Source organism: Halomicrobium katesii DSM 19301, from assembly GCF_000379085.1.
In the GTDB taxonomy this organism is placed as follows: Archaea; Halobacteriota; Halobacteria; order Halobacteriales; family Haloarculaceae; genus Halomicrobium; species Halomicrobium katesii.
This window is the reverse complement of record NZ_KB905378.1, coordinates 322,635-348,865: the sequence shown is the minus strand read 5'-3', so window position 1 is coordinate 348,865 and position 26,231 is coordinate 322,635. Positions and strand designations below refer to the sequence as shown.

Genomic DNA, 26,231 nt, shown 5'->3' with positions numbered 1-26,231 from the left:
AGTTGCTTACCGGTGATCGTCGCCACGGAGTAGACGATCACCGGTAAATCGCTACAATAATTCGTATCAGTCGTCCGCTGACGAATCATCGCCGTTAGGTTCCCCCGACTCTCGCCGCTGAACTCGGTCGAACGACGCCGCGCCAAAGTAGCCTCGGAGGGCCATCGTCGTCCCAATGTACGACGCGGCGACGAGAGCGACGAATCCGGCAATCAGTTCGAAGACCATACGAGATTGCTGACAGCGGCGTCACAATAGATACTGTCATTTCGGCCGGACGAGCCGCGAGGCTTTTCCCCGCAAGCGGTCACACACAGTGTATGAGCAAGCGCACCGAATTCCTGGCGGGCGAGCGCGTCGAGGACGTGGCCTTCTTCCTGCACGAGGACGCGGTCGGCAACGCCGACGCCCTCGCGGAGTACGCAGAGGATGTCGAGGACGGCATGGTGCTGGTGATCGACGGCGATCAGGGGCGCAGCGCCTTCCAGTCGGCCACCGGCATCGACCCGATGGGACTGGCCCGCGAGGCGATGGCTACCGACGGCGAGATCGCTGACGATCTGACCGGCGGTGTCTGTCCCAACGAGGACGAGGAACCCGACGAGAACCACACGGCGAAGTTCGTCTTTGCCTTCGCCGAAGCACAGAACGAGGAGGTCGGCGGCATCTACGAGGACGGCGACGTGATCCACGCCTACGCGGTCTGTCCCTGCGGCGAGAAGTACTCCGAGAAGTGGGTCGTCGGCGAGTAGCGCCGTCCTACTGCCGGTCGCGCGTTTCGAGCAACAACGGCTCCGCGAGCCGCGCCAGTAGCGCCTTCGGGAGTCCGGTGAGGACACTGCCCTCGTGTGTGTACGGGACGCCGACTTCGTCTCGCGTGACTCCGTGGCGGAGATGCTGGACGCCGTCGGCGAGGAACCACCCACCAGCGACGACGCCGCCGACGAGGATTCCCAACGCTGATCCCAGCACGGCCACGTAGCCGGTCGCTCCCAGAATAAGCGTCCCGAGGACAACGTTGTCGGCGTAGTCGCCGACGACGTTCTCGGCGGTGTCGGCCACCAACTGTAAAGCGAGAAAGGCCAGCCCGGCGGTGACAGCGTACGACAGCGACCTCTCGACGACGTACAGCGTACCACCGACGAAGATGGCTCTCGTGAGCGAATCGGTGATAGCCGGACGGTCTGGCAGCCACGCATGGAGGGCAGGTGACATACGACTATCTGTCCGTTTCCCGCTCGCTTCAAACCCACCTTTTTCAGCGTCGGGTGCGCTCGCTGCGCTCGCGTACCACTCCTCGAAAAACGTGGTCTCACTGAGCGAAGCGAAGTGAGGTTCGAGAGAGCTCGCTCTCCCGGTGGCGAAAAAGGGCCGGCCTTCACTTCGTTCAGGCCGGTGAAACCGCGCCTCCGGCGCGGTATGCTACTCCGCCGTTTCTGGCTCTTCGGGTAGTCTCTTGAATGCGTCCACGATGGCCTGCTTCGCCACCGCACCGCGAGTACTCCAGTGATGGGCGTAGTCGAGCATGTCCTCGTACACGTCGGGCTTGCACCCCGCGGCGCGGGGGTGGCCGCCGCCGTTGACCTGGGCGGCGACCTCGTGGCAGCGCTCGAAGGTCTCGGTGCCCCGGATCGAGGCGGAGCCGGCGGGCTTGACGATGACGGCGGCGTCGGCACCCTGCTCGCGGAGGGCCTCGGCGACCTCGTTCTGGGAGCAGCGGCCGTAGGTGACGCCGACGGTCCACTCGCCCACGTCGCGCAGCTGGGCGCGCTCGACGGCCTTCTCGATGAGGGCCTCCTTCTCGACGCGCTTCTCCTCGATGAACTCGTGCCACTCCGGCGAGAGGTCGGGGCCGTGTTCGAGGACGGCCTCGATGTACTCCTCTGGCTCGATCCAGTAGCTCAGGTCCGCCAGGTCGTCGCTGCGCTCGTCGTCGCGGATCCAGAGGTCGTGGTCTCGCGTGACGGCGGCGAGTTCGGCGAAGCGGTCGTCGAAGTTGTACTCCAGCTGTGCGAGGGCCACGTCCGCGGTACAGACCTCGTCGGAGTCGCCGACGGTGCGGTCGACGCCGCTGTCGTCGACCGCCGCGCCGAGGTCGTCGTCCCACTGGTGGTGGTCGTACCAGCGCACGTCGCCGATGCGGGCCGTGAGATCATCCAGGGCAGCGATATCGCTCTCGCTGTCGGGACAGAGGTCACAGATCACCAGCGTGGCGTCGGCGTCGACGTACTCGGCGGCCCATTCGAGCGCTTCGGCGAGTTCGTGCGGGCCGGCCGGGACGAGCGATCCCGAGCCAAGCGCCTCGCGAACGAGCGCGACGCAGGCCAGCCCGTCGGCGTCCGGGTCTGCGATGACGACGACCTCGGACGATTCCATCTGCTCGGCGGCCTCGCGTTCCTGCTCTTCCTCTTCGATCGAGTCCGGGAGGAAGAATCCCTCCCCCGGGAGGATCGATTTCCGCTCCAGCGAGAGCCGCTCGTCGTCGATGAGCCAGTCGTCCATACCCGTTCCAGCGGGCGACGGCCAAAGAAGGTCGCGGTCTCGCCTACAGCCCGTTCGTCGCCTCTTCGAGCTGGCGGACGGTCAACACGGGTATCTCGGCCCGGCGGACGACGCCCTCGGCGACGCTGCCCAGCAGGTAGCCGTGTTCGCCGTGGCGGCCACGGGTCCCGGTGGCGATCACGTCGGCGTCGATCTCCTCGGCGTAGCGGCAGATCTCTTTGGCGGGATCGCCCTCGCGGACGGTCGTGACGACGGCGTCTTCCTCTTCCTCGGCCTCGGCGGCCTCCCGAGCGAACGTCAGCGCCTTGCCGCCGGTGGTCGCGAGCGCCTGCTCGAACTCCTCGCGGACGGCCTCCGGAGAGCCGGCGACTTCTCCCGAGTCGACGACGTACAGCGCGTGGACGGTCGCGTCGAACTGGCCGGCGAGGTCGAGCGCGGCGGTGACGGCCCGCTCGGCCGTTGCGGAGCCGTCCGTCGCGATGACGACGGTGTCGAACATACCACCACTACCGCGGGGGGCGTCAAAAAGCCGCGGGCTTTTTGCTGGTCCGGTGGCACCTGTCGATATGGACATCGACCTCGTGCTCGCGCCGGTGGACGGCTCCAATCAGTCCGAGGCGGCCGTCGAGTACGCGCTGGCGATCGCCGACGCCTACGACGCCGAGATCCACCTCCTCTTTGTCCTCGACGAGACGCTGATCCGGGCGATCGAGGCCGACGAGGTCGAGGCCGACGCGATCGCCGACCGGCATCAGGTCTTCGCGGCCGAGATGCAGTCACGACTCGACGAACGGGGCCACGAGGCCGGACTGAACCACTCGACCGCCGCCGGCTTCTCGCCGACGCGGCTCCGCCAGTCCCCGGGAAGCGTCATTCTCGACGTGGCAGAGGACCTCGACGCCGACTTCATCGTCGTCCCGCGCGAGCCGGGCAGCGACGACTCCGTGGACGCGATCGGCCGCGCCGCGCTGTACGTCATCGAGTACGCCAGCCAGCCCGTGCTCTCGGTGTAGGCGTGGGTCAAGCGAGCCGGATCGCCATCTCCACCGATCCGGCGTGGGTCAAGCGAGCCGGATCGCCATCTCCACCGATCCGGCGTGGGTCAAGCGAGCCGGATCGCCATTTCCTGCTCGAACCGCTCGCTGTTCGACGTTTCGAAGCCGACCTTCCGGTAGAGCGCGATCGCGGGGTCGTTCCACCGTTCGACGGTGAGCCAGACCTGCTCGATCCCCTCGGACTGGCCGTGGCCCAGCAGCGTCTCGACGAGTTCGGTCCCGATTCCCGCTCCCTGGTACGCCGAGAGGACGAAAATCGCCAGCTCGTACCCGTCGTCATCGTCGGGGACCAGCGTCGCGTGGCCGACCAGATCGCCCTCGTGGCTCGCGACGACGTTGTGCCGGTCCGTATCGAGGATGTTCTCCAGCCACCGCTCGATGGCCGTCTCGCGGGCCGGCGGGATGCCCTGGGCGCGGTCGGCGGGATCGAACTGCTTGTACATCTCGATCAGCGCCGTCCGGTCGGTCCCGTCTGCACACCGCAACTGGATCGATCGCCCCTCACGGTCGGTCACCTGGCGGGGCGGTGCCGGGAACGTACCGGCCGGCTCGTCTGGATAGCGTCGCGTCATCGGATCAGCGTCACCGGGGTCTGTGCGTTCAGCAGGACGAACTCGGCGATCGAACCGAGCTGGATCTTGCCCAGCGTCGACCGCTCGCCGCTGCCGAGGACGATCCGGTCGAACCCCTCGCTCTCGGCGACGTCGACGAGTCGACTCCCAGGATCGCCGCTGAGCCGTCTGATCTCGGCCTCGAAGCCGGTCTCGTCGAGCCGCTCGCGGACCCGCTCCTGGACTTCGTCTCCGCCCGCGTCTGTCTCGTGGCCGTCGAAGACGGCGACGGTCACCTCGTCGCCGGCCTCGCGTGCGCGTTCGATCGTCTCGTCGAGGGCCTGATAGGAGAGATCGCTGCCCCCGACACCGAGTAGGACGTGCATAGGCGGGCCAATGCGGGCACTCGTGAAAAAGCCACCTCCCCGCGGTGGCGGTGTCTGGCCCGGCGTCGTGTTCGGCTCCGCGCGGCCCGGGCGGCCGCCGGCAGACTTTTTCACCGCCGGAACAGAGGGTGGGGCATGACAGACGGCGCGTCCCCCGACGAGACCGACGAACAGCGCTCACGAGCCGAGCCGTCGTCGACCGAACCGGACGCGGCCGACGGGTCCGAGCCGGCCGACGACGAGTCGCTCGACGCTACCGACGGCGACTCTCAGGAGCCGGACGTTCCGGCGGACGTACGCAAGTACGACCGCTTCAAGAAGATCGACGGCGGGACCTACGACCGGGCCAACGAGTTCCTGCGGGAACGGACCTACGTCACCGCCCGCGAGTGGGCGATCGCCCGCCTCTGTGCGGACTTCCGGACCGAGACCGGCGTCGAGATGACCAAGATCGGCGAGAACCTCCCCGAACTGGTCCCGTTCATGACCGACACGTACACGCCACAGGCGGTCAATCAGGCCCGCGCGTCCTTCGAGGAGAAGGTCCGCAAGGCCGGCGCGACGTTCCTCTATGGTGCGATGTGTGACTTCTTCACGGCCGAGGAACTCGACGACGTGATGTACGAGGCCACGGAGGTCGCGAAGTTCCTGCTGGAGGTCGAGGGCGTCGAACTGAGCGTCGAGGAGGAGCTGGAGACCGAAGACCAGATCTCGGAAGTAATGCGCGACGTTCGCGAACACTCCGCGGCGCTGCGCCACGACGAGGTGTCCTGCCCGGAGTGTGGCCACGATATCGACGTTGGTGAGGAGACGTGATGCCCTGTGGGTGGTGACTGATACGGATTATTGTAGCGATTTACCGGTGATCGTCTACTCCGTGGCGACGATCACCGGTAAGCAACTACAATAAACCGTATGAGACCTCGCCGGCCGGCCCGGGCCGGAGCCCGACGGGCTCTACGAGCGAGACGGTACACAGAGCTCGGGATCGTCGACTGTCACGCGCACGCGTTCGCCGTCGGTCAGCGGTCGGACGTGGACCGGGAACCCACCGTCACGGGCGATCGATCGGAGCGCGTCCGCGTCTTCGCGCTCGTAGTACAGCGGGAGCAAGACGACGCTGTCGCCACACGAGAGCGAGAGCAACAGGAAGACGAGGCCGTTGCCACGCGCCCGAAACACCTCGACGCGGTCCGGGTTCCGATCTCTCAGCACCGCCTGAACCGCCTCGAACTCCGATCCCGGGAGGACGGCGTCGAGGCCGACGCGGCGGTCCGGTTCGATGTCGCCGGTCGACGCCGCGGCCGTCCGGGGGTCGCCGGTGAGCGTCGCCACGTCGCCGGGATGACACTCGATCACCCGTTTTCCGTCCTCGCGGTGTCGTTCGGCCGTCGCGTGCATCTCGTCGATCACCCGTTCCCACGGGTCGACGACGCGGTCGAAGGGGGTGTTCGCTCGCTGGGCTGGATCACTCATTGCTCGACCGTGGTGGCGACACGCAAATAGTAGTCGCTGCCTGCTAGCTGCCGGCCTCGTTTCAGTTATCAACCACGACCGTGGGCGATCGTCGACCGACTCGAAGCCACTCCTCTCGCTTCTGGTGACCGACTGGTAGGGAGAGTCTACTGTCCGAAACGCCACGATAGTAATACGGTACACGGGAGAGTATCTGATAGATGCGCGACCTCCTCACGCTCTCGAATCTCAAGACCCACTTCGAGACCGAACGGGGCACGGTACACGCCGTCGACGGGATCGATCTGTCCGTCCGTGCGGGCGAAACGCTCGGACTGGTCGGTGAGTCCGGGTCGGGCAAGTCCGTGACGGCGCTGTCGGCCATGCGGATCGTCGACGAGCCCGGCTTTCTCGCCGGTGGCGACGTGCACTTCGGTGCGGTCGAGACAGTCGACCGTCTCGCACGACAGTATCCCCGCGGCGTCGCGACAGCCGACCACGACGGCTATCTCCACCTCGACGCGGTCGATCTCGATCGGTCGCGACTCCCCGACGGCGTCGATCGATCGCTCGACGACGACGAACTGGCCCGGCGGTTCGTCCGGAGCGAGCCGGCGACAGCACTCGGGCCGGTCGGTTCGACTGGAGAGCACGAGACCGACCGCGGAACGACGCCCTCCGGGACTGGATCCGACTCCGCCCAGCCGCGGACGGCTCCGGTCACGATCCGGGACGGCTACGTCGATCTCCGGGCCGCCCCCGAGCGGGTGCTCCGCGACGTGCGGGGCGGGGACATGGGCATGATCTTTCAGGATCCGATGACCTCGCTCAATCCGGCGCTGACGGTCGGCCAGCAGATCGCGGAGAGCCTGTTGCTACACCGCTACGGCCGACAGCGATCGGACTCCTGGGCCAACGCGCTCCGCGAGATCCTCCCCGTCGTCGGTGGTAACGCCGTGACGGGACGGGTCCGCGAGGACGTGCTCGAACTGCTCGATGCCGTCGGGATTCCGGAGCCGACGACTCGAATCGACGAGTACCCCCACGAGTTCTCCGGCGGGATGCGCCAGCGGGTGCTGATCGCGATCGCGCTGGCCTGTCGTCCGACGCTCCTGATCGCCGACGAGCCGACGACGGCACTGGACGTGACGATCCAGGCCCAGATTCTGGATCTGATCGACGACCTCCAGGCGGATCTCGGGATGGCGGTGCTCTTTATCACCCACGACCTCGGCGTCGTCGCCGAGACCTGCGACCGCGTGGCGGTGATGTACGCCGGAGAGATCGTCGAGGAAGGGCCAGTCGGGGAGATCTTCCACAATCCGTCACACCCCTACACCTACACGCTGCTGGAGTCGATCCCCCGTGCGGACACAGAGCGACTCACTCCCATCGGTGGGTCGGTGCCGAGCCTGATCGACATGCCCGAGGGGTGTCACTTCGCGCCGCGGTGTCCGTGGGCCACCGACGACTGCCGCCGGGGCGAGATCCCGTATCTCCAGCACGGGCCCGAGGGCGTCGACCACCGCTCGAAGTGCATCTTCGAGTCGTTCGACGCCGACGCTTACGGCGGCGACGCGGACGGCGTGGCCGCGAGCGAGACGACGCGGACGGACCGCACGCTCGTCGAGATCGACGGCCTGAAAAAGCACTTCTCGCGGGCGGAGGATCTGTTCGACAAGTATCTCGGGCGCGTCCCCGACGCCGTGCGGGCCGTCGACGGCGTCTCGCTGGACGTCTACGAGGGGGAGACCCTGGGGTTGGTCGGCGAATCGGGCTGTGGGAAGTCGACGACTGGCCGGACGATCCTCCGGCTGCTGGAGCCGACCGACGGCACCGTGCTGTTCGCCGGGGACGATCTGGCCGGCCTCGACTCGGACGCGCTGCGCGGGAAGCGCCGAGACATGCAGATGATCTTTCAGGACCCGCTGTCGAGTCTCGACCCCCGGATGACTGTCCGACAGACGATCACGGAGCCGCTCCAGATCCACGACTTGCCCGACGCGGACGACGAGCGGTCGAAGCGACAACAGCGCCGCGAGCGCGTCGAGGAACTGGTCGCGGCCGTCGGACTCGACGTGGCACAGCTCGACCGGTATCCCCACGAGCTGTCGGGCGGCCAGCGCCAGCGCGTCGGCATCGCACGCGCGCTCGCGGTCGATCCCGACTTCATCGTCTGTGACGAGCCCGTCTCGGCGCTGGACGTGTCCGTCCAGGCCCAGATCATCAATCTCCTGGAGGATCTGCAAGGCGAGTTCGGCCTCACCTACCTCTTTATCGCCCACGATCTCTCCGTGGTCCGTCACATCTGTGACCGGATCGCCGTGATGTACCTCGGCGAGATCGTCGAGGTCGCCGACACGCCGGCCCTGTTCGACGACCCCAAACACCCGTACACGAAGTCGCTGCTGTCTGCGATCCCGGTGGCCGATCCCGACGCCGACTCGGATCGCGTCATTCTGAAGGGGGACGTGCCCAGCCCGATCGACCCGCCCAGTGGCTGTCGGTTCCACACGCGCTGTCCGTCGGTCATCCCGCCCGAGGACATCGAGATCGAGCAGGCGACGTTCCGCGAGGTGATGGACTACCGCCAGCGCGTCGAAAACGAACGGATCGACCTCGACGCGGCGTGGGACGCGGCCGCGGGCGAGACGAGCGCGACCGTCGCGGACGGGGGGCGGCCCCACGAGCGAGCGTCTCGCTCGGCGTTCAAATCCGCGCTGTTCGAGGATCTGTTCGAGCACCCGCCGACGGGCCGGAACCGCGAGGTCGTCGCCGAGTCGTTCGAGCACCTCGCGACAGAGGACTGGGACGGGGCCGAGACGGTCCTGCGTGACCGCTTCGAGAGCGTCTGCGAGCGGTCCCATCCCGAACTCGGCGACCGCGCCCATCCGGCGGCCTGCCACCTGGTCGAGAACGGCGACATCGACCGATCGTGAGCGCTCGGTACGCGTGTGGTAACTACGTCGCTACCGATCGGACTCGAACGGTAGTCGGCCCGCACATACCATTATAGTTGTTCTATTGTCATTTTGGGGCATGCAGTCTGACGATCCACTCGGACGACGCGACTTCCTCAGGGCGGCCGGTGCTGGTGCCGTCACGGTAACGCTCGCCGGCTGTGCCGGCGACGACGGTGACGACGAGACGCCGACAGAGGGCGGCGATGAACAGATGGAGACCGACGAGGCCGCGACCACCGCCGAAGGTGACGACGGCGGCGACGACACTGCCGGCGACCAGACGCTCGTCTACGCCCGTGGGGACCACCCGGAGAACTACGACCCCCAGCAGACCACGAGCGGCGAGGTCGCGAAGGTGACGAACCAGATCTTCGACACGCTGATCCAGTTCGCCGCCGGCAGCGGGGGCGAACTGGAAGCCGGACTCGCGACCGACTACTCGCTGGAGGGGACGACGGCGACGCTCACGCTTCGGGAGGACGTGACCTTCCACAGCGGTGAGCCGTTCACCGCCGAGGACTTCGAGGCGACCTTCCGGCGCTTTACCGATCCCGAATACGACTACTACCTCGGCGACGCCAACCGATCCGGATACGGCCCCTTCACGCTCGGCAACTGGATCGAATCGGTCGACGCCAGCCAGGACGGCGAACTGACGATCGAACTGAGCCAGCGCTACGCGCCCTTCCTGCGCAACCTCGCGATGTTCGCGGCGGCGGTGCTCTCGAAGGCCCAGATCGAGAGCTTCGACGCGAGCCCGGACGCGCAGGTCGGGCTCGGCACCGAACCGATCGGGACCGGCCCCTTCGCGTTCGACCAGCTGGACAACCCCAACGACCGGATCCGCCTGACGGCCAACGAGTCGTTCTGGGGTCCCGGTCCGAACGTCGGCTCTGTCGTCTTCAAGACCATCTCCGAGAACAGCACGCGCGTTCAGGACGTGATCAACGGCGCGTCACACGTCACCGACAACCTCGACTCCGACGGCTTCCAGCGGGCCGACAGCAGCGACACGGCGACGCTACTGCGCAAGAACGGGATCAACGTCGGCTACATGGCGATGAACATGGAACGGATGGAGCCGTTCCGGGATCGCCGGGTCCGGCGTGCGGTCTCGCTCGCGGTCAACACCGAGGCCATCGTCAACCAGATCTACCAGGGCTTTGCCACCCAGGCCTCCCAGCCGCTGCCGCCGGACGTGCTGGGACACAACGACGGTCTCGATCCCTACCCGACGGACAAAGACGAGGCCCGGTCGCTGCTGGAGGAAGCGGGCTACGGCGACGGCTTCGAGTTCGAGCTAGCGACGTTCTCGAACCCGCGCGGTTACAACCCCAGTCCGGTCCAGACGGCCAACCAGGTCCGTTCCGATCTGCAGGACATCGGTCTCTCTGTCGAGATCAACCAGTTCTCGGACTTCGGCCCCTATCTCGATTACACCGACCAGGGCCGCCACGACGCCTGCTTCCTCGGGTGGTACACAGACAACGCCGATCCCGACAACTTTCTCTACGTCCTGCTCGACCCACAGGTCCCGCTCGACGACGTTCCGGACGGACAGGACTGGATCAGCTTCGACACTGACGGGTACAACACGCTGAACGTCTCGGCGTGGGCCAACACCGAGTACATGGAACTGGTCCGGGAGGCTCAGTCGACCTACGACGCGAACGAGCGCGATACGATGTACCAGGAGGCCAACCAGCTCGCCCACGACGAGGCTCCGTGGGTGTTCGTCGACTACGCCGAGACGCTTCGGGCGATCAACGAGGCCGTCGTCGAGGACACCTACACGGTGAGCTCCGTCGGCGGACCGTACCTCAACACCGTCGAACTGCAGTAACCACGAGTCGACATGGCCTCGATACGGTTCGTCCTGAAGCGGATCGCCCTGCTCGTCCCGGTGCTGTTCGGCGTCGCGACGGTCGTCTTCGCGATCCTGCATCTGGCTCCGGGCGACCCTGCCAGAGTGATCGCCGGCCAGCGAGCCTCCGCGGAGCAACTCGAACAGGTCCGCCGAGAGCTCGGCCTCCACCGGCCGCTGTGGATACAGTACCTCTCCTTTCTCGGGGACGCAGCACAATTCGACTTCGGACAGTCCTACAGCATCAGCCGCGGCGCACCGGTCCGATCGGTCCTGCTCGACCGGCTCCCGGTCACACTCGAACTGGCGATTCTCGGCCAGCTGGCGGGCATCTTCCTCGGGCTTCCACTGGGGATCCTCTCTGCGATCCGCCAGGATTCGCTGACCGATCACGTCACCCGAATCGGTGCGCTCACGGGTATCTCGGTCCCGATCTTCTGGTCCGGACCGCTGCTGATCCTGGCTTTCGCGACGTATCTCGACTGGTTTCCCACGAGCGGCCGCATCGACTCGACGCTGTTCCTACCCGACAGCTGGCACCTCCTCGGCCGAGAGCTTCCCCTGACCGGACTGGTCACCGTCGACTCGCTCCTGCTTGGCAACTGGACGGCCTTTACCTCCGCGGTGCATCACCTCTTCTTGCCCGCGCTGGTGATCGGGATCTACTCGACCGCGCTGATCTCGCGGATGATGCGCTCGTCGATGCTGGAAGTGGTGCGCCAGGACTACATGCGCACCGCCCGGGCGAAGGGCCAGGGCGCTCGGATCACGGTTCTGAAACACGGCTTCCGGAACGCGCTGATCCCCGTGGTGACGATCATCGGGATCCAGTTCGGGACGCTGCTGGGCGGTGCCGTCCTCACTGAGACGGTCTTCGGCATCAACGGGATGGGCCTGACGATCGTCACCGCCATCGGCGCGCTGGACTACCCCGTCGTCCAGGGCACCGTGCTGACGTTCGCGTTGCTGTTTACGCTCGTGAACCTCGTCGTCGACATCACCTACGGCTACCTCGACCCACGCATTCAACAATGAGCACCGAAACCAGACGGCGCGGCGCGGTCGATCGGCTTCGAGCGTCGCCGTTCCTCTCGAAGCTCCTGTCGAACCGGCTCGCACTCGTCGGCCTGACGATCATTCTCGGCATGCTGGCGATCGCACTCTACGCACGCATCACGCTCGATCCCCAGGCACTCGCCAGTTCGCGACTGGGGACGGCGGTCCCGGACCGCGCGCCGCCGGGCTGGACCGGCACCGGCCCGGCTGACCAGTACCTGTTCGGCACTGACTCGGCCGCCAGAGACATCTACGAGCGCTGTCTCTACGGCGCGTGGCTCGCGCTCCAGTTCGGCACGATCACGGTCGGCACCTCGACCGTGGTCGGCGTCGGCCTGGGCATCGTCGCGGCGTACTACGGCGACGTGACCGACAACGTCGTGATGCGGACGATGGACGTGTTGCTGGCGTTCCCGCCGCTCTTGCTGGCGCTGGCGCTGGTCGCCATCTTCCCGCGGGAACTGGGTCTCTGGCGGGCCGTCGCCGCCCTGACGCTCGTGTACACGCCCCGCTTCGCTCGCGTGATTCGGGGAGCTGCGCTGACGGTGCTCGAAGACGAGTACGTCGACGCGACGGTCGCGCTGGGCGCGACCGATCCCCGCGTGCTCGTGCGCCACGTCCTCCCGAACACGCTCGCGCCGATCACGGTCCAGTCGACGCTGAACTTCGGACTGGCGATCATCGACCTCGCGGCCCTCTCTTTCCTCGGATTCGGTGCTCAGGCCGGCACGCCGTCGTGGGGACTGATGCTCTCTCGCGGCGTCGACAACGGCCTGTTGACCGGCCGGTGGTGGCTCTCCTTCTTCCCCGGACTCTTCCTCGCGGTCACGGTGCTGGGATTCAATCTGCTGGGCGACGGGATGCGGGACGCGCTCGATCCGCGAATGCGGGAGGCGATCGACTGATGGCGGTCGGCCGGACCGCGACCGACTGGGCACGCCCGCGGGCCCGGATCGTCGGCTCCGCGCTGGCCACAGGGGCCCTCGCCGGCTCGATTGCGGTCGCGGTGCTCGCCCTCTACGCCGAGGGCACGCTCTTTGGCACCCGCAAGGCGTTCGCCCTCGGAGCGCTCGCGTTCGGCTTCGGACTGCTTGGCTGGTCGGGCTCGGTCCTCGCCGGCCGCGGTGTCGAGGCGATGCAACGACACCTCGACGCGGCGGGCGACTGGACCGAGGCCGACTCCCGGCGCGCGATGGCCCGGATCACCGGATTCGGGTTCGGCGCGATGCTCGGGGTCAGCGCGACAGCGGCACTCGTTTGAGTGGGCTCTCCCGCACAATTAACACCGGGCCGCCGGAACACCGTTCATGGATACTCGGGCGAAAATCGCACTGCTCGACGGCTTTCTCGGCGTCGTACAGATCATCGCGGCGCTGGGACTCGCGGAAACGGGGACCCTCGTCGAGCACTGGTGGCTCGTGGTCGCTACCGCACTGGGGACAGTCGGATTCGCCATCGCGGGGGATCGGGGCTACACACCGGACGACTCCACGTGGGGGTTCACAGCCGTGGTCGTCGCCGTCGTGGCCGCGAGTCTCCTGGCCGTTTTCGTCGTCAACCCGCCGGTCCCGACCGTCGCGGCACTGCAGTTCGGAGTCGGGAGCGGCATCCTGACGAACAGACTACTGTTCGGGGTCGTCTGGCCCGTCCCGACCTCCCGGATCGAGCGATTTCGAGACGGGATCGTCTGATCAGGCTCGAACGTTCTCGCCCTGGTGATCGGTGAATTCGTCGTCAAACCGGTCGTAGACGACCGTGCCACGGACCGTCGTCCACTTCGGGAAGACGCCGTCGAACCCCTCGAAGGGGGTCCACCCGCAGTTCGAGTGGAGCCCGTCGCCGCCGATCTCGCGCACGTCGTCGGTGTCGACCAGCACGAGGTCGGCGTCGTTGCCCTCGGCGATCCGGCCCTTCTCCGGCAGGTCGAACACGTCGGCGGGGTTCGCGGCGACGAGATCCCGGACCCGTTCGTAGGTCAGATCGCCGGTCCGGGCCTCGGCCAGCAAGAGCGGGAGCATCGTCTCGACGCCGGGCACCCCGGAGGGGGCGTCCCAGATTGAGGCGTCCTTCTCTTCGCGGGTGTGGGGCGCGTGGTCGGTCGCGATCATGTCGACGGTGCCGTCGACGACGCGGTCGTACACCTCTCGGCGGCGTTTCTCGCTGCGCAGCGGCGGGTTCATCCGGCCGTGCGTGCCCAGCTCGTCGAGGTCCGACCGCGAGAGCAGGAGGTGATGCGGCGTGACCTCGGTCGTCATCCCGGCGTCGCTGGCGGTGTCGATCCCCTCGGGTGTGGAGGTGTGAGCGATGTGGATCCGGGCGTCGTGTTCGGTCGCGACCTCGCAGGCTCGCTCGACGGCGGCGGCTTCCGCGCGGGCGGTCCGGAACGCGCTCCAGGCGTCGGCGTCGTCTCGATCTCTCGCCGCCCGATTGAACAGCGAGGCGTCCTCGGCGTGGACGGTGACGGTCACGTCCCGCTTGGCCGCCGCGACCAGTGCGTCCTCGAACAGGTCGGCGTCGATCCCCATGTCGCCGGTCGAGTCCGCGAGGAAGACCTCTCCGAGCGCGAACAGAGGCCGATCGAGCAGTTCCGCGGGCTCCCAGTCGTCCGTGACGCCGCCGTTGATGCCGAAGTCGACGAGTGATTCGCCGGCCAGCTCGGCCTTCTGATCGAAGGCGGCCCCGTCGACCGTCGGCGGGTCGGTGTTGGGCTGGTCGACGACGGTCGTGACGCCGCCGGCCGCGGCCGACCGCGAACCGCTGGCCCAGCTCTCCTTGTGGCCGTAGCCGGGCTGGCGGAAGTGGACGTGGGCGTCGATGGCACCCGGCAGGAGGAGGCGGTCGGTCGCGTCGATCACCTGCTCGTCGTCGTCGGCCGTGAGGTCTTCGGCGACCGCTTCGATCGTCTCCCCGCGGACACGCACGTCCCGTGTGTGCCCGTCCGCGAGCGTCGCGTTCTGGATGAGCATACGCCCCTTCGGCGGTGGCGGTCCCTAAGTGTCTCGGAGTTCCGTCTCGTCGGAGGCGTGCTCAACTGCCGTCGAGCGGTCGCCGACGAAGGTAGCGACGAGCGCCTCGATCACGGCATCCGGGTCGGCAGGGCCGCCAGCGAGCGCGATACTCCCGACGCTCTCGGGATCGAAGGGCACGCCGAGAGCGCTGTACACCGGATCGAGGAGGGTCGCGATCTCGTCGCGGTCGTCGACGACCAGGACCGCCGCGACGACGGCGACGCGCTGGCGGACTCGCTGGGCGATCCCGGCGATCTTCCCGCCGGCCTGCAGCGAGTGTGAACCCGGACAGAACGAGTCCGGTGGCTCTCCCTCGCTGGCGTCGACGCCGAGGACATCGAGTGCCGACTGAAGCCGAGCGCTGGCGTCGTCGTAACGACGCTGGATACCCGAGCGATCGCCGTCGGTCGGCACCGCGAGCGCGACCGCGACTGTCGTCCCGGTGTACGCGACCGCTCGCCCGCCGACGGACCGTTCGAGGACTGCGTACCCTCGCTCGCGAGCGATGCCGCGGGCGCGCTCGTACCCGTCCTCGCGGGCGTCACGACGGCCGAACGCGACCTGTCTGTGGGGACGCCAGACGCGCAGGGCGGGGACGCGACTGTCGGCGACGGCCGCGGTCAGTTGGCACGTTCGCTCGTGGTCGCTCTCGTGATCGGCGGCCCGGCCACGCAGTACGCGCATACCTCTCGGAGGGGCTGGACGGAAATAACTCTCCGGGCGCTGGCGAAGGTAGTGTTCAGATAAGCGACTGTCAGCGTAGTGGTACAGACACCGAAAGCTCTCGTCGCGCTCCGGCATTCTGTGACGGATATCTTCACTTCGTTCAGATAGTGCCGCCACAGAATGCCGGACCACGACTCGCCATTTCATCCGCCAGGAGAGCACGCTCTCCTGAGCCTGTGCTCACCCTGTTCGCACAGACGCCAGGATTCGGCCGTTGAGCCGTCTAGACCCTGGTGGATGAAAGGGCGAGCGCAGTTGCGGGAACCCCGACGATGCAAGCACCGACTGGAGCGCAGCGAGTCGCGGGACCGCAACTGCGCGAGGGCTTTCGGTGTCTGCACCACTACGCTGACAGTCGCTTATCTGAACACTACGAGCCCAGCGGACACACAGGTTTTGTATCCATAGCACGTACCGGAGAGCGATGAGTGAACCACAGACCGCCACGGTTGCCGGTGGCTGTTTCTGGTGTACCGAGGCCGTGTTCAAACAGATCGAGGGCGTCGAGTCCGTCACGTCGGGCTACGCCGGTGGCCACGTCGCGGACCCGAGTTACGACGCCGTCTGTTCGGGCGAGACCGGCCACGCCGAGTGCGTTCAGGTCGAGTACGATCCGGACGTGATCGACTACGAGGACGTGTTGACCGTCTTCTTCGCGACGCACGATCCGACGACGGAGAACCGACAGGGCCCCGACGTGGGCAGCCAGTATCGCTCGGCGGTCTTCTACCACGACGAGGCCCAGCGCGAGACCGTCGAAGCGATGATCGACGACCTCGGCGACCGGTATTCGGATCCGATCGTCACGGAGGTCGAGCCCCTAGAGACGTTCTATCCCGCAGAGCAGTACCACCAGGACTACTACGAGCGCAACCCGGATCAGGGGTACTGCGCGGTCAACATCGATCCGAAGCTTCAAAAGCTCAACGAGCAGTTCCGGGAGCTACTGGCATGAGCTTCGAGTTCACGACGACGGTCGACGTGCGATACAACGACCTGGACACGTACGGTCACGTCAACAACGCGCTCTACGGGAGCTACGTCGAGGAGGCCCGCGTCGACTACCTCGAAACCGTCGTCGGCGGTGCGGCGGCCGATATCACCGGGAGCGGCGAGGAGACCGGGATGGTCGTCGCGAACCTCCAACTGGACTTCGAGCGCCCGATCCGACTGGCAGACGAGGTCACAGTCGGCGTCCGCGTCCCGCGCCTCGGCGAGAAGAGCTTCCCCTTCGAGTACGAGATCCGGACCGCCGACGGCGAGGTGGCCGCGACCGGAGAGACGACGATGGTCGCCTACGACCGCGGGCAGGGTTCGTCGGTCCCGATCCCCGACAGCTGGCGCGAATCGATCGGCGAGTTCGAGGGGCTCTAGGGTTCGAGGACGCGCTCGGTGCCGTCCGTCCCGTGGATTGTCACCGCGTGGTTCGTGTGTCTGATGTGGGTGTGAGCCCACCGCTTTGCCCCACCTTCTTCGATCCGTTCGACCGTCTCCGGACAGTGGCGACACTCGACGCGCCACGTCGCGACGCCGTCGGGGAAGTGGCCGGTGTGATGGCGATGGTCCAGCGCGAACTGCTCGAAGGCCTGGTTGCCGACGGCGTCCAGTTCCTCGCCGAGGTCCCATTCGCGGCCACACCGCCGGCAGCTGATCGTCGGGTCGTTCGACGGCGGTTCGGTGTCGTCGGGTCCGTTCACGGGCCGCCGTTCGGCGGGTAGCGTCATCAACCCCCCGCTCCGGGACCGACGGGGACATGGGGACGGAGCGCGTTGTCGGCGTATGGACGAGCGGTCGAGTCGCTTTCGGGTCTATCGGGTCGTCGAGGCGGTCCCCCACGTCAACCTCTTCGACACCGACGGGACGCGACTCTACACGATCTACCAGCAGGGATACGGGGAACGACAGCCCGCGATCGACGGGCTCGAAACGGGCGACCTGATAGAAGGGCGAGTCGCCGGAGATCCCACGGACGAGGAGGAGGCCTGGACGCTGCGCGAGTTCGATCGGATCGACGGCGTCGACGTTGGGTTCGCCACCGACGTGGAACTGCCCCAGATCGCCAGAGAGACCTGGGACACGCAGAGCCGTGGGCCGGCACACAGCGTGATCGAAGCGGACGGCCAGCCGGTCGGAGAGTGCTGGGTGCAGCCCCGCAGTCCACTGCCCGGCGGGAGTTTCGTGCCGTCGGTCCTGGCCGGGCTGCTCCCGATGGAGGAGAAGCTGACGACCGTCGCGAGCGCCGACGCGCCGACGACCGACGCCGTCTTCCTCGATCCCGATCCGGTCGACGCCGCGTCGTTCAGCCAGCCCTACGGCGTCTTGCTCCTGTTCTCCGAACGGGCCGGCGAGCGTCGAGAGCAGTATCGGGAGCGCTTCGACTGCCCACGTGGGACCGACAGTCGTCCCGACTACGATCCGTACGAACTCTCTGCCGGCGGTTTCGGGCCGTAACGCGACGCCGCAGAGAAGGACTCACCGGCTCCCTCCGAGCCGTTCAGAGGACCGCCGGAGATACTACGGAAACCGGTAGATACACACCGTTAACAGAGAGACGTTGTACTGACTAGTATGGACAGCACCAACGGCAGAGATATCCTCGGACACGTGCTGGTGCCGGTCGCTACTGACGATGACGCGTTGGCGACGGCGAGAGCGCTCGAACCGTACGACCCGGAACAGGTGACGGCGCTGCACGTCGTGGAGAAAGGTGATGGTGTGCCGGACAAATCACCGGTCGAACAGTCCGAAGAGGTGGCCGAAGCGTCGTACGCCGCCGTCCGGTCGGTGTTCCCCGACGCCAACGAGCACACTGCCTACGGACGGGACGTGGTCCAAGCGATCTTCGCGGCCGCCGACGAGGTCGATGCCACCTCGATCGCCTATCGGTCCCGTGGCGGGAATCGGCTCATGCAGTTTCTCTCCGGCGATGTGTCGCTGAAGCTGGTGACGAAGGCGACACGTCCCGTCATCGCCCTGCCACACAACCATGAGTGAGGAAGAACTCGCCAAAGACCTCGGGCCGCTTGCCGCCCTGACGATCGGCGTCGGGACGATGATCGGCGCGGGCATCTTCGTGCTCCCCGGAGAGGCGATTCTCAAGTCCGGATCGCTCGCGTCGGTCGCGTTCGTTTTGGGCGGTGTCATCGCGATGTTTACGGCGCTGTCGGCGAGTGAACTCGGCACCGCGATGCCTCGATCCGGCGGGGCCTACTACTACGTCAACCACGCCCTCGGTCCGCTGTTCGGCTCGGTCGCCGGCTGGGCGAACTGGCTCGGGCTCGCCTTCGCCAGCGCGTTCTACATGGTCGGCTTCGGGCGGTACATCGCTCGCATCTTCGGACTCTCGGGCAGCGTCGGCGTCGGTCCGGTCTCGATCACCGTCGTCAAGCTGACCGCGCTAGCCGGTGGTGCGTTCTTCATCCTGATCAACTACGTCGGTGCCAAGGAGACCGGCAGGCTACAGAACGTCATCGTCGTCTTGCTCATCGGAATCCTCACCGTGTTCACGTTTCTGGGAACGCTCCGGGCCGAGCCGTCGAACCTCCCGGCCGCGACCGACGTGGTCACCACACTGGAGACGACGGGGCTCATCTTCGTCTCGTATCTCGGCTTCGTCCAGATCACGAGCGTGGCCGAGGAGATCAAAGATCCCGGGAAGAACCTGCCCCGGGCAGTCATCGGCAGCGTCGTCATCGTGACCGTCATCTATGCACTGGTGTTGGTGATCATGAGCGCGGCCGTCCCACAGGGGTTCATCGCGGACATCATCAGCTCCGACGCCGAGAACCCCATCGCCGTCGTCGAGGTCGGCGACTACATTCAGGGAGCCGTGATGGGCGGGGCACTGCTGTTCGGTGGCCTGCTCGCGACCGCCTCCAGCGCGAACGCGTCGATCCTCGCGTCGTCGCGTATCAACTTCGCCATGGGACGTGACAAAATCGTCACGCCGGCCCTCAACGAGATTCACCCACGCTATGGTACCCCCTACAGGGCGATCAGCATCACCGGGGGGCTCATTCTCCTGTTCATCGTGATCGGCGACATAACGCTGCTGTCGGGTGCCGCGTCGGGGCTCCACCTCATCATCTACGGGCTACTGAACCTCGCACTCATCGTGATGCGCTACGTGAATCCCGAAGAGTACACCCCGGACTTCGTGGTGCCGCTGTACCCCCTCTTGCCGATCCTCGGTGTCGTGTTCTCCTTTGCGTTGCTGGTGTTCGTCGCCGGAGACGCGCTGTTGCTCTCCTTTGGCATCGCCGCGGCAGCGGTCCTGTGGTACGGGCTTTACGCCCGTTCACGCGCGGAAAAGCAGGGAATCCTCTCGAAACACATCATTTCGCGCTCCGAAGAGCTGCCCGACGCGGCAGTCAGCGCCGCTGCCGGCGTCCAACCCGACGGTGGACAGTACCGCGTGATGGTGCCGCTCGCCAATCCCGAGAACGAGCAGGACCTCATCACCCTCGCGAGCGCTATCGCCAAACAGCGCGGTGGCTCCGTACTCGCAACCCACATCGTGACCGTTCCCAGCCAGACAGCGCTTGCGGCCGCTGCCGACAGATCCGACGAGATCGACGAAACGTCCGAGAGATTGCTCGCAAACGCCCGAGAAGACGCCGAGACGTTCGGCGTCGACGTCGAGACCAACACGATCATCTCGCACAAGTCCTACGAGGCCATCTTCGACGCCGCTCGCTCACACACCGCCGACCTCGTCGTGATGGGATGGGGTCCGGACGCACACGGCTCGCCGGGGCGGGCCGAGTCAGCCATGGACGAACTCACCGAGTCGGTCCCCTGTGACTTCCTGGTCTTCCGTGATCGCGGGTTCGATCCGTCGCGCATTCTGCTCCCGACAGCCGGCGGTCCGGACTCCGAGCTGTCGGCGACCGTCGCAAAGTTGCTGCAAGCGGAGTACGACTCCGAAGTGACGTTGCTCAACGTCGACGACGATCCCGAGGCGGGAGCGCAGTTCCTCGAAGAGTGGGCAGTCGAACACGGGTTGACGGACGCCGAACGGCTCGTCAAATCCGGCGACATCGAGACGGCCATCCGCAACGCTGCCGACGACGCGACGCTCCTCCTCATCGGTGCGACCGAGGAAGGCCTACTGCGTCGGCTCGTCTCCAAGTCACTCGTGCTGGATGTCGTCGACGACGTGGAGTGTTCGGTCCTCCTCGCGGAGACCCACCGGGACCGGGGGCTGCTCGAACGGCTGTTCTGAGAGGGTATCGAGGGTTCAGTGGTTTTCTCGGCCCTCGAACGCTGTCTGCGGTGACCGATACAGCGAGTGACCGGGTTCACAGAACGTCGGAAGTCGTGATACTGCCGGCTGCCCGTCTGTAACGAATGTCGCGACCCGTGATCGCGAATCTCTTGCAACAGTGACAGCCGGCAGTATGAGTCGCCCGGTCCGAGAGCGAGGTTGGAGACGCCACAGTGGTCCGGCCGGCGAGGCCCCGCCGTGGCGTCGACGGTGCGTCTGGAACTGGAGACCGATAGAGACAGAGACGCCGCCCGGTCGTCCAGAAGCGATCTCCCCGAACCGACACTGGTCGTCGAGTGCTCAGTTGCCAGCGCCGACGGCAATTCAATATAGCGCTATCTGATTTATTACTGGCTGCACGCCCGACGCGCCGAACTTATACGAGTCGGACGATTACGGGGCGCTAATGGTCCAGAACGTCGCACGCGAGATGGCAGATCTCGAACCCGAGGACTTTCATCTCCTCTCGGGCGTCGAGCAGGGAATGCGCTTCTCGGAGTACGTCGACCGCGAGAAGCTCCCGCAGTTCTCGCGACTGACCGCCGAAGACGTGGACTACCGACTGGACCGCTGTGAAGATCGGGGCTTCCTGGAGCGCAAGACCATGCAGTACGAGGGGTTCAAACTCACCTTCGAGGGGTACGACGCCCTCGCGTTGCACGCGCTCGTCGAACGCGGAACGATCGAGGGCTTCGGTGCCCCGCTGGGAGTCGGCAAAGAGAGCGACGTGTTCGAAGTCAGCTCCTACAAGCCAATGGCCCTGAAGTTCCACCGCGAGGGGTACACCCAGTTCCGGGAAGTCAACAAGGAACGAGAGTACACCGCCGACCGCGATCACGTCTCCTGGCAGTACACCGCACGGAAGGCCGCCGAGCGCGAGTACGACGCACTGGAGGCGCTGTACCCGGAGGTTCGGGTCCCCCAGCCGATCGACACCAACCGCCACGCGATCGTCATGGAGAAGATCGACGGCGTCGAGCTCTCGCGAACGAAACTCGACGACCAGCAGGTGCGACCCGTGCTGGAACTGATACTCACGGAGATGGGGACGGCCTACGACGACGGGTACGTCCACGCGGACATGAGCGAGTACAACGTGTTCGTCGGCTCCGACGGGATCACGATCTTCGACTGGCCCCAGGCCGTGCTCACCGACCACGCGAACGCCGACGAGTTGCTGGCCCGCGACGTGGAGAACATCCTCGGGTACTTCCAGCGGAAATACCCCCGGTTCGTCGACGACATCGAGGTCGACGCTGTCGCCGACGCGTTGCTCGCAGGCGAGTTCGAGTCGCTGTCTGACCACGACTGATACGGACGGTTGTAGGCGTTTACCCAGTCGACCGCACGACGGCGTGTGGTCGATCTGGTAAAGACCTACAACTTTCCGTATGAACGGCGGATTTCTGGATGTGTAGACGACGGCCGAGCGAAATCGGAGCGACAGGTGAGAGCAGCGGGCACAGATAAATCACATACCGCGATAGAGAAGTGGCCGTTCGGAGTGACACCGGATAGACAGAAGTATATTCGAGCCACGTCCGGAACCTCGTATGAGGGTCTTCGTCGCCGGCGCGACGGGTGATCTGGGCAAACGACTGGTCGATCGGTGTGGCGCACACGGCCACACCGTGGTCGGTTTGACCCGAGACGAGCGGGGCGACGAGATCGTGCGAGATCGTGGCGGGGAACCCCACCGCGGAGATCTGTTCGACACGGAGTCGCTGGTCGACGGAGCGACTGGCGCAGACGTGGTGATCCACGCCGCGACTGCGATCCCGACGGCGACGAAACCGAGCGCGGGAGACTGGGAGCAAAACGATCGGCTCCGGCGTGCGGGCGTCGAGAGTCTCACCACCGCAGCCACACGCGTCGGCGCGGACCAGTACGTCCAGCAGAGCGTCGTCTGGGTCGCCCGTCAGCCCGACGGCTCGCCGTTCGACGAGTCCGCACCGCGAAACACCGACCGCACGACCGAATCGGCCGCCGACGCGGAGGACATCGCGGCGGCGGCCGCTGAGAACGGCCAGTTCGATACGACGATCCTCCGGTGTGGGTGGTTCTACGCCGCCGACGCCGAGCAGACCGCGACCATCGCGGAGAACCTCGAAAGCGGCGACATGCCGGTCGTCGGTGGTGGACTACTGGGACGGAAAGACGTCGTTCTCTCGCCGATACACGTCGACGACGCCGCGAGCGCGTTCGTCGCAGCTGTCGAAGAGGGCGTCGAGGGAACGTACCACGTCGTCGACGACGAACCGGTCACGCTGGCCGACTTCCTCGGAACGTTCGCTGACCACCTCGACGCCGAACAGCCCGGTCGGATGCCCGGCTGGCTCGCTCGGCTGTTCGTCGGCAGAGACAACGTCCGTTTCTTGACGAGTTCCATGCCAACGTCGAACGAGGCGTTCCGCGAAGCCACCGGCTGGGAGCCCGAGTATCCGACGTACGAAGACGGTCTCGCCGCCGTCGCTGCCGGTTTCAGAGAGTGACGAGCAGAGACGTGAACGCCCGCTACCGCGAGCCCGAGACCAGGAACTCGATCAGATTCCCGATCAACACTTCGTTGTCGGCGGTGTAGGCGTAGTCCGGGCCCAGCAGTGAGCGATCGCCCAGCGCGACGGCGTTGCCCTGACGGGCGAGCACCGAGTACCGCGCCTGACGACGGGTCGTCGAGAGCGCGGTCGATTCGTTGGTATCGAGCAGCGAGGAGCCACCGACGACCGGGCGAGCGGTGTACGCCGTGACTCGGTCGACACCCTCCGTCAGCGCCGTCTCGCTCGTTGGGGTCGCGTAGACGGCCCGGTGGTTGGTGTCGTACTCGCGCAGATCGTAGAGGTAGCCGCCGTCGAATCCGAGCCCGAAGGCTCCGGCGAGATTCGTCATCGGGGTCGACGCGGTGGCCCCGCGAGCGGCCTGTCGCGGGGGTTCGTTGACCAGCAGCACGCGACCGCCGTCGTCGGCGAACTGCTCGACGCGACGCCGTTCGCTCTCGTTGTACTGGTCGTTCGGGGCGACCACGACGAACGCGTCGGCATCCGAGAGCGTCTCGCCGAGGGACTGGCGGTCGGCCATCGCGTCGGTGTAGAACTGTACGTCGTGACCGGCCGCCGTCAGGCTCGTGACGAGCGGGCTGATGTCGCCGGGCGCGACGCTGTTGTTGTGGCTCTGGTCGATGACGACGGTCTTCTCGCTCGCGGTCGCGTCGGGCTCGATCTCGCCGGCTTCGGCCGACGAGTCCGCGAGGATCGCCTCGGGCTGATGGCTCTGGACGGTCAGGGGCGCGGTCTCGTTCCCGTCGACCGGGACGGGGATCGATCCGAGCCCGGTCAGGGTGGCGACGACCAGGAACACGGCGACGAAGACGCCGGCTTTGAGCGCCGCGTCACGCAGCTCCACTGGCACGCACCTCCCGAGCGGACGTGTTCAGATCGCCCCAGAGCATCAGGTACTGGGGGCGTTCGATGCCACGCGTCGTCAACAGCGACGCGCGATCGACCTGGCCGGCGTCGGTGCTGTTGGCGTCCGATCCGAGCAGCAAAGAGAGCACGCCGGGCGTCGTCGAGCGGTACACCACGTCGTAGGAGTCGAGGCCCGCCTTCTCCGCCGCGGCGGCGATGGCCGTCTCCAGTCCGCCGATCTCGTCGGCGAGTCCGTTGTCGACGGCGGCCGCGCCGGAGTACACCTTCGCGTTCGTCAGCTCCGTCCGCGACAGGGAGAGTCGATCGCCGCGTTCGGCGTACACCGAATCGACGAACGAGCGCTTGAGCGTCTCGACCTGGCCACGGATGTCGTCACCGGTGAGCCCGCCGGCCTTGTCGGGGCCGGTCGTCACGGAGCGGGGGACGCCGTCGGGCTGGGGAATCAGGGCGCGTACGCCGACGCTCCCGACCAGTCCGCCCGGCGTCGCGTAGATCTCGTCGCTGGGCAGGGCCGTGTAGTACGCACCCGAGGCCGCGACGCCCCGGACGCTCGTGACGACCGGTTTCTCGCGGGCGAGTCGCTTGACCGCCCGGTACTGTGCCTCACTCGCCGCGACGCTCCCACCGCCGCTGTCGATGCGAAGGACCACGGCGTCGATCGAATCGTCCGTCCGAAGCGTTCGGAGTTGCCGGGTCACCTCGTCGGCGGTGGGGCCGCTGATCGGTCCCTGGATGGTCACGGCGGCGATCGTCCCCTCGTCGTCGCTCTGGAACAGCGCCGACGAGACGGCGGGGCCGACCGTGGCACCGATCAGGAGGGCGACGACGATGATGACCGTGTAGGAGGTCAACAGCGTCTTGACGTATTTGTCGATCGGATTCGCCATTCGCTAGGGTCGTTGGCGTGCTCGGATAAAAAGCCACGACGACGAGGACGGTCAGAGCCAGTCGAGGTCCGGGTCGATTCGGTTCGGCGGCGTCTCGCCGTCCAGCGCGGCCGCGACGTTGCGAGCCACGGTCTCGTTGAGCTCCTCGCGCGCCTCGACGGAGTACCAGCCGGCGTGTGGCGTCAGGATGCAGTTGTCGAGCGCGCGCAGCGGGCTGTCGTCGGCCGGGGGCTCGCGGCGGGACACGTCGAGCCCGGCAGCGCCGATCGCGCCGTCCGCGAGTGCGTCGGCCAGCGCCGCCTCGTCGATCAGACCGCCGCGGGCGGTGTTGACGACGATCGCGTGGTCCCGCATGGCCCCGAGCGCGTCGGCGTCGATCAGTCCCTCGGTCTCGTCGGTCAGGGGCGCGTGCAGGGAGACGTGATCCGCCCGCGCGAGCAGCTCCTCGAAGGAGACTCCCTCTACGTCGGCCGCGGCCATCTCCTCGGGATCGACGTAGGGATCGTACGCGATCACGTCGAGGTCGAACCCGCGAACGCGCTCGCGGAGTCGGCGCGCGATCGGGCCGAAGGAGACGAGCCCGAGCGTCGTGTCGGGGAACCGGTGGACCGGTCGCCCGTCCTCCCAGGCCCACTCGCCGGCCGCGGTCGCGCGGTCGTACTCGGCGATCTTTCGCACGCAGTCCAACAGGAGCGCCAGCCCGTGGGTCGCGACCTCGTCGGTACAGTACTCCGGGACGTTGGTGACGACCACGTCGTGTTCGGCCGCGGCCTTCACGTCGACGTTCTCGAAGCCGACGCCCGCGCGAGCGACGATCTGGAGTGCGGGCAGCTGCTCGAAGACGCCCGCGGGCACCGGCGTGTTCACGTCGACCACCAGCGCCGCGGCGTCGCGAGCGGCCGCGACGATGGCGCGCTCGTCGGGCAGCGGTTCGGTTCGGATCGTCGCGTCGGGCAACGCGTCGGCGAGCACGCCGGGATCGAGCATCGGGTCGTCGCTGACGAGAACTTCGCTCATACCGGTACTGGGGCTCAAGAACGGTAAAAATCCCCGATCGCGTTCCGGGGTCGCGATAACGGCGGGTGACAGA

The 26,231-nt window shown here is 66.7% G+C and carries 29 protein-coding genes; 16 read left to right on the top strand and 13 right to left on the bottom strand.

All coding sequences use genetic code 11. From position 1 onward, the window contains the following. Positions 1–66: 66 nt before the first annotated feature. Entirely contained in the window at positions 67–228 is a 162-nt protein-coding gene (locus HALKA_RS21245) for a hypothetical protein (protein ID WP_018256378.1), read from the bottom strand. A gap of 92 nt (positions 229–320) precedes the next feature. On the opposite strand from HALKA_RS21245, the gene HALKA_RS0101725 reads away from it, so the two are divergent. Then, positions 321–752: a DUF5807 family protein gene (locus HALKA_RS0101725; RefSeq protein WP_020493626.1), complete on the top strand. Its 432-nt coding sequence runs from the start codon at positions 321–323 to the stop codon at positions 750–752. Positions 753–759: 7 nt separating this feature from the next. Here the strand turns inward: HALKA_RS0101725 and HALKA_RS0101720 are convergent, their stop codons facing one another. The 3 genes from HALKA_RS0101720 to HALKA_RS0101710 all read right to left on the bottom strand — a co-directional run bounded on the left by HALKA_RS0101720 (position 760) and on the right by HALKA_RS0101710 (position 3,001). Continuing rightward, entirely contained in the window at positions 760–1,215 is a 456-nt protein-coding gene (locus tag HALKA_RS0101720; protein WP_018256375.1) for a hypothetical protein, read from the bottom strand. Between the two features lie 207 nt (positions 1,216–1,422). Then, positions 1,423–2,502: a DHH family phosphoesterase gene (locus HALKA_RS0101715; protein WP_018256374.1), complete on the bottom strand. Its 1,080-nt coding sequence runs from the start codon at positions 2,500–2,502 to the stop codon at positions 1,423–1,425. Between the two features lie 43 nt (positions 2,503–2,545). Further along, positions 2,546–3,001: a universal stress protein gene (locus tag HALKA_RS0101710; protein WP_018256373.1), complete on the bottom strand. Its 456-nt coding sequence runs from the start codon at positions 2,999–3,001 to the stop codon at positions 2,546–2,548. A gap of 67 nt (positions 3,002–3,068) precedes the next feature. Here HALKA_RS0101710 and HALKA_RS0101705 point away from each other — a divergent pair, with 67 nt between their 5' ends. Further along, positions 3,069–3,515: a universal stress protein gene (locus HALKA_RS0101705; protein ID WP_018256372.1), complete on the top strand. Its 447-nt coding sequence runs from the start codon at positions 3,069–3,071 to the stop codon at positions 3,513–3,515. A gap of 89 nt (positions 3,516–3,604) precedes the next feature. Here HALKA_RS0101705 and HALKA_RS0101700 read toward each other — a convergent pair whose 3' ends face one another. Together HALKA_RS0101700 and HALKA_RS0101695 are read right to left on the bottom strand one after the other, a co-directional pair. Further along, a complete protein-coding gene (locus HALKA_RS0101700; RefSeq protein WP_018256371.1) occupies positions 3,605–4,129 on the bottom strand; it encodes a GNAT family N-acetyltransferase in 525 nt (174 codons plus the stop codon). Next, positions 4,126–4,494, bottom strand: coding sequence for a universal stress protein (locus HALKA_RS0101695; RefSeq protein WP_018256370.1), 369 nt, complete (start codon positions 4,492–4,494; stop codon positions 4,126–4,128). Before HALKA_RS0101695 ends, HALKA_RS0101700 begins: the two co-directional genes overlap by 4 nt. Positions 4,495–4,629: 135 nt before the next feature. Between HALKA_RS0101695 and HALKA_RS0101690 the strand changes: the two genes are divergently transcribed. Continuing rightward, complete coding sequence (locus tag HALKA_RS0101690; RefSeq protein ID WP_018256369.1) at positions 4,630–5,310, top strand: DUF5806 family protein; 681 nt, start codon at positions 4,630–4,632, stop codon at positions 5,308–5,310. 141 nt (positions 5,311–5,451) lie between these two features. Here HALKA_RS0101690 and HALKA_RS0101685 read toward each other — a convergent pair whose 3' ends face one another. After that, positions 5,452–5,970: a DUF7529 family protein gene (locus HALKA_RS0101685; RefSeq protein WP_018256368.1), complete on the bottom strand. Its 519-nt coding sequence runs from the start codon at positions 5,968–5,970 to the stop codon at positions 5,452–5,454. Positions 5,971–6,170: 200 nt separating this feature from the next. Between HALKA_RS0101685 and HALKA_RS0101680 the strand changes: the two genes are divergently transcribed. The 6 genes from HALKA_RS0101680 (at position 6,171) to HALKA_RS0101655 (ending at position 13,523) form a co-directional block, all read left to right on the top strand. Next, on the top strand, positions 6,171–8,888 hold the full coding sequence (locus tag HALKA_RS0101680) for an ABC transporter ATP-binding protein (RefSeq protein WP_018256367.1): 2,718 nt from the start codon (positions 6,171–6,173) through the stop codon (positions 8,886–8,888). Positions 8,889–8,988: 100 nt separating this feature from the next. Continuing rightward, positions 8,989–10,755, top strand: coding sequence for an ABC transporter substrate-binding protein (locus HALKA_RS0101675; RefSeq protein ID WP_018256366.1), 1,767 nt, complete (start codon positions 8,989–8,991; stop codon positions 10,753–10,755). A 12-nt stretch (positions 10,756–10,767) separates the two neighbouring features. Continuing rightward, positions 10,768–11,811: an ABC transporter permease gene (locus HALKA_RS0101670; protein ID WP_018256365.1), complete on the top strand. Its 1,044-nt coding sequence runs from the start codon at positions 10,768–10,770 to the stop codon at positions 11,809–11,811. After that, on the top strand, positions 11,808–12,737 hold the full coding sequence (locus HALKA_RS0101665) for an ABC transporter permease (protein ID WP_012807745.1): 930 nt from the start codon (positions 11,808–11,810) through the stop codon (positions 12,735–12,737). The genes HALKA_RS0101670 and HALKA_RS0101665 overlap by 4 nt, the downstream gene beginning before the upstream one ends. Beyond that, entirely contained in the window at positions 12,737–13,093 is a 357-nt protein-coding gene (locus HALKA_RS0101660; RefSeq protein ID WP_018256364.1) for a DUF7268 family protein, read from the top strand. The genes HALKA_RS0101665 and HALKA_RS0101660 overlap by 1 nt, the downstream gene beginning before the upstream one ends. Positions 13,094–13,139: 46 nt before the next feature. Further along, positions 13,140–13,523, top strand: coding sequence for a hypothetical protein (locus HALKA_RS0101655; protein WP_018256363.1), 384 nt, complete (start codon positions 13,140–13,142; stop codon positions 13,521–13,523). Here the strand turns inward: HALKA_RS0101655 and HALKA_RS0101650 are convergent, their stop codons facing one another. Together HALKA_RS0101650 and HALKA_RS0101645 are read right to left on the bottom strand one after the other, a co-directional pair. Further along, on the bottom strand, positions 13,524–14,798 hold the full coding sequence (locus HALKA_RS0101650; RefSeq protein WP_018256362.1) for a dihydroorotase: 1,275 nt from the start codon (positions 14,796–14,798) through the stop codon (positions 13,524–13,526). 24 nt (positions 14,799–14,822) lie between these two features. Further along, on the bottom strand, positions 14,823–15,524 hold the full coding sequence (locus HALKA_RS0101645) for a lipoyl protein ligase domain-containing protein (protein ID WP_018256361.1): 702 nt from the start codon (positions 15,522–15,524) through the stop codon (positions 14,823–14,825). 466 nt (positions 15,525–15,990) lie between these two features. Between HALKA_RS0101645 and msrA the strand changes: the two genes are divergently transcribed. After that, entirely contained in the window at positions 15,991–16,521 is a 531-nt protein-coding gene (gene msrA, locus HALKA_RS0101640; RefSeq protein ID WP_018256360.1) for a peptide-methionine (S)-S-oxide reductase MsrA, read from the top strand. Then, the gene (locus HALKA_RS0101635; protein ID WP_018256359.1) at positions 16,518–16,940 is read left to right on the top strand and encodes an acyl-CoA thioesterase; all 423 of its coding nucleotides are present in this window, start codon (positions 16,518–16,520) and stop codon (positions 16,938–16,940) included. Before msrA ends, HALKA_RS0101635 begins: the two co-directional genes overlap by 4 nt. On the opposite strand, the gene HALKA_RS0101630 is transcribed toward HALKA_RS0101635, so the two are convergent. After that, positions 16,937–17,290, bottom strand: a complete 354-nt coding sequence (locus HALKA_RS0101630) for a DUF8062 family protein (RefSeq protein ID WP_018256358.1) — start codon at positions 17,288–17,290, stop codon at positions 16,937–16,939. The genes HALKA_RS0101635 and HALKA_RS0101630 overlap by 4 nt on opposite strands. A gap of 55 nt (positions 17,291–17,345) precedes the next feature. On the opposite strand from HALKA_RS0101630, the gene HALKA_RS0101625 reads away from it, so the two are divergent. The 5 genes from HALKA_RS0101625 (at position 17,346) to HALKA_RS0101605 (ending at position 23,324) form a co-directional block, all read left to right on the top strand. Next, the gene (locus HALKA_RS0101625; protein WP_018256357.1) at positions 17,346–18,017 is read left to right on the top strand and encodes a hypothetical protein; all 672 of its coding nucleotides are present in this window, start codon (positions 17,346–17,348) and stop codon (positions 18,015–18,017) included. Positions 18,018–18,134: 117 nt separating this feature from the next. After that, positions 18,135–18,560 (top strand): universal stress protein, encoded by a 426-nt coding sequence (locus HALKA_RS0101620; RefSeq protein ID WP_018256356.1) that lies wholly within the window; start codon positions 18,135–18,137, stop codon positions 18,558–18,560. After that, on the top strand, positions 18,553–20,790 hold the full coding sequence (locus HALKA_RS0101615; RefSeq protein ID WP_018256355.1) for an amino acid permease: 2,238 nt from the start codon (positions 18,553–18,555) through the stop codon (positions 20,788–20,790). The genes HALKA_RS0101620 and HALKA_RS0101615 overlap by 8 nt, the downstream gene beginning before the upstream one ends. 448 nt (positions 20,791–21,238) lie before the next feature. Continuing rightward, positions 21,239–22,144 carry a serine/threonine-protein kinase RIO2 gene (locus tag HALKA_RS0101610; RefSeq protein WP_018256354.1) on the top strand — a complete coding sequence of 302 codons (906 nt, stop codon included), beginning with the start codon at positions 21,239–21,241 and terminating at the stop codon, positions 22,142–22,144. Between the two features lie 241 nt (positions 22,145–22,385). Next, a complete protein-coding gene (locus tag HALKA_RS0101605) occupies positions 22,386–23,324 on the top strand; it encodes an NAD-dependent epimerase/dehydratase family protein (protein WP_018256353.1) in 939 nt (312 codons plus the stop codon). 22 nt (positions 23,325–23,346) lie between these two features. Here the strand turns inward: HALKA_RS0101605 and HALKA_RS0101600 are convergent, their stop codons facing one another. The 3 genes from HALKA_RS0101600 to HALKA_RS0101590 are packed head-to-tail and all read right to left on the bottom strand — an operon-like array spanning position 23,347 to position 26,158. Then, positions 23,347–24,231, bottom strand: a complete 885-nt coding sequence (locus HALKA_RS0101600) for a DUF4350 domain-containing protein (protein ID WP_018256352.1) — start codon at positions 24,229–24,231, stop codon at positions 23,347–23,349. Beyond that, positions 24,218–25,141, bottom strand: coding sequence for a S49 family peptidase (locus tag HALKA_RS0101595; RefSeq protein WP_018256351.1), 924 nt, complete (start codon positions 25,139–25,141; stop codon positions 24,218–24,220). Before HALKA_RS0101595 ends, HALKA_RS0101600 begins: the two co-directional genes overlap by 14 nt. Positions 25,142–25,192: 51 nt before the next feature. Next, a complete protein-coding gene (locus tag HALKA_RS0101590; protein ID WP_018256350.1) occupies positions 25,193–26,158 on the bottom strand; it encodes a C-terminal binding protein in 966 nt (321 codons plus the stop codon). Positions 26,159–26,231 lie beyond the last annotated feature (73 nt).

Excerpts from the sequence above, each read along its gene's own strand:
- HALKA_RS21245 (WP_018256378.1), bottom strand. The coding sequence starts at position 228 with ATGGTCTTCGAACTGATTGCCGGATTCGTCGCTCTCGTCGCCGCGTCG.
- HALKA_RS0101725 (WP_020493626.1), top strand. The coding sequence starts at position 321 with ATGAGCAAGCGCACCGAATTCCTGGCGGGCGAGCGCGTCGAGGACGTG.
- HALKA_RS0101720 (WP_018256375.1), bottom strand. The coding sequence starts at position 1,215 with ATGTCACCTGCCCTCCATGCGTGGCTGCCAGACCGTCCGGCTATCACC.
- HALKA_RS0101715 (WP_018256374.1), bottom strand. The coding sequence starts at position 2,502 with ATGGACGACTGGCTCATCGACGACGAGCGGCTCTCGCTGGAGCGGAAA.
- HALKA_RS0101710 (WP_018256373.1), bottom strand. The coding sequence starts at position 3,001 with ATGTTCGACACCGTCGTCATCGCGACGGACGGCTCCGCAACGGCCGAG.
- HALKA_RS0101705 (WP_018256372.1), top strand. The coding sequence starts at position 3,069 with ATGGACATCGACCTCGTGCTCGCGCCGGTGGACGGCTCCAATCAGTCC.
- HALKA_RS0101700 (WP_018256371.1), bottom strand. The coding sequence starts at position 4,129 with ATGACGCGACGCTATCCAGACGAGCCGGCCGGTACGTTCCCGGCACCG.
- HALKA_RS0101695 (WP_018256370.1), bottom strand. The coding sequence starts at position 4,494 with ATGCACGTCCTACTCGGTGTCGGGGGCAGCGATCTCTCCTATCAGGCC.
- HALKA_RS0101690 (WP_018256369.1), top strand. The coding sequence starts at position 4,630 with ATGACAGACGGCGCGTCCCCCGACGAGACCGACGAACAGCGCTCACGA.
- HALKA_RS0101685 (WP_018256368.1), bottom strand. The coding sequence starts at position 5,970 with ATGAGTGATCCAGCCCAGCGAGCGAACACCCCCTTCGACCGCGTCGTC.
- HALKA_RS0101680 (WP_018256367.1), top strand. The coding sequence starts at position 6,171 with ATGCGCGACCTCCTCACGCTCTCGAATCTCAAGACCCACTTCGAGACC.
- HALKA_RS0101675 (WP_018256366.1), top strand. The coding sequence starts at position 8,989 with ATGCAGTCTGACGATCCACTCGGACGACGCGACTTCCTCAGGGCGGCC.
- HALKA_RS0101670 (WP_018256365.1), top strand. The coding sequence starts at position 10,768 with ATGGCCTCGATACGGTTCGTCCTGAAGCGGATCGCCCTGCTCGTCCCG.
- HALKA_RS0101665 (WP_012807745.1), top strand. The coding sequence starts at position 11,808 with ATGAGCACCGAAACCAGACGGCGCGGCGCGGTCGATCGGCTTCGAGCG.
- HALKA_RS0101660 (WP_018256364.1), top strand. The coding sequence starts at position 12,737 with ATGGCGGTCGGCCGGACCGCGACCGACTGGGCACGCCCGCGGGCCCGG.
- HALKA_RS0101655 (WP_018256363.1), top strand. The coding sequence starts at position 13,140 with ATGGATACTCGGGCGAAAATCGCACTGCTCGACGGCTTTCTCGGCGTC.
- HALKA_RS0101650 (WP_018256362.1), bottom strand. The coding sequence starts at position 14,798 with ATGCTCATCCAGAACGCGACGCTCGCGGACGGGCACACACGGGACGTG.
- HALKA_RS0101645 (WP_018256361.1), bottom strand. The coding sequence starts at position 15,524 with ATGCGCGTACTGCGTGGCCGGGCCGCCGATCACGAGAGCGACCACGAG.
- msrA (WP_018256360.1), top strand. The coding sequence starts at position 15,991 with ATGAGTGAACCACAGACCGCCACGGTTGCCGGTGGCTGTTTCTGGTGT.
- HALKA_RS0101635 (WP_018256359.1), top strand. The coding sequence starts at position 16,518 with ATGAGCTTCGAGTTCACGACGACGGTCGACGTGCGATACAACGACCTG.
- HALKA_RS0101630 (WP_018256358.1), bottom strand. The coding sequence starts at position 17,290 with ATGACGCTACCCGCCGAACGGCGGCCCGTGAACGGACCCGACGACACC.
- HALKA_RS0101625 (WP_018256357.1), top strand. The coding sequence starts at position 17,346 with ATGGACGAGCGGTCGAGTCGCTTTCGGGTCTATCGGGTCGTCGAGGCG.
- HALKA_RS0101620 (WP_018256356.1), top strand. The coding sequence starts at position 18,135 with ATGGACAGCACCAACGGCAGAGATATCCTCGGACACGTGCTGGTGCCG.
- HALKA_RS0101615 (WP_018256355.1), top strand. The coding sequence starts at position 18,553 with ATGAGTGAGGAAGAACTCGCCAAAGACCTCGGGCCGCTTGCCGCCCTG.
- HALKA_RS0101610 (WP_018256354.1), top strand. The coding sequence starts at position 21,239 with ATGGTCCAGAACGTCGCACGCGAGATGGCAGATCTCGAACCCGAGGAC.
- HALKA_RS0101605 (WP_018256353.1), top strand. The coding sequence starts at position 22,386 with ATGAGGGTCTTCGTCGCCGGCGCGACGGGTGATCTGGGCAAACGACTG.
- HALKA_RS0101595 (WP_018256351.1), bottom strand. The coding sequence starts at position 25,141 with ATGGCGAATCCGATCGACAAATACGTCAAGACGCTGTTGACCTCCTAC.
- HALKA_RS0101590 (WP_018256350.1), bottom strand. The coding sequence starts at position 26,158 with ATGAGCGAAGTTCTCGTCAGCGACGACCCGATGCTCGATCCCGGCGTG.